Annotated in this window: 1 protein-coding gene; it reads left to right on the top strand. The window is 76.3% G+C overall.

All coding sequences use genetic code 11. The annotated features are described in order from the left end of the window. Positions 1 to 83: 83 nt before the first annotated feature. On the top strand, positions 84 to 722 hold a 639-nt coding region (locus FV229_RS27065), incomplete at its 3' end, for an adenine nucleotide alpha hydrolase (RefSeq protein ID WP_246688363.1).

Raw genomic sequence — 722 nt, 5'->3', positions numbered from 1 at the left:
CGCGCGGAGGGCGGCCACGCCGCCCGGACCGCCCTGCGCCGCGAGGCCGAGCGGCTCGCCCTCGACACCCCGGAGCCGAAATCGTGAGTTCGCCCCCCATCCGGCTCGAGGCCGTCCTCGTGGAGATCGGTTCCGTCGCCGTGGCGGTGAGCGGCGGCGTCGACAGCGTGACGCTGGCGGCGCTCGCCCACCGCGTCCTCGGCCCCGACGCCGCGCTGATGGTGCATGCCGCCTCTCCCGCCGTGCCGGCGGAGGCCACCGCCCGCGTCCGCGCCGAGGCGGCGCGCGCCGGCTGGAGCCTGCGGGTGATCGAGGCCGGCGAGTTCTCCGATCCCGCCTACCGCGCCAACCCGGTGAACCGCTGCTTCTTCTGCAAGACCAACCTCTACGGCGCGATTGCCCGCGTCACCGACCGGACGATGGCTTCGGGCGCCAACCTCGACGACCTCGGCGAGTACCGCCCCGGCCTCGACGCCGCGGCCGAGCACGGCGTCCGCCATCCCTACGTCGAGGCCGGCCTCGACAAGGCGGCGGTGCGGCGCCTGAGCCGCGACCTCGGCCTCGGCGCGGTGGCGGACTTGCCCTCCGCCCCCTGCCTGTCGAGCCGGGTTGAGACCGGCATCCGCATCGAGCCGGAGGTGCTGGCCTTCATCCACGCGGTCGAGCGCCGCGTCGGCGCCGCGCTGGGAGCGGGGGGCGATGCGAAGCGCGCCGTGCGCTGC

Source organism: Methylobacterium sp. WL120 (assembly GCF_008039465.1).
Classification (GTDB): domain Bacteria; phylum Pseudomonadota; class Alphaproteobacteria; order Rhizobiales; family Beijerinckiaceae; genus Methylobacterium; species Methylobacterium cerastii.
The sequence above is the reverse complement of the archived record's forward strand: the minus strand, read 5'-3'. Positions and strand labels throughout refer to the sequence as shown.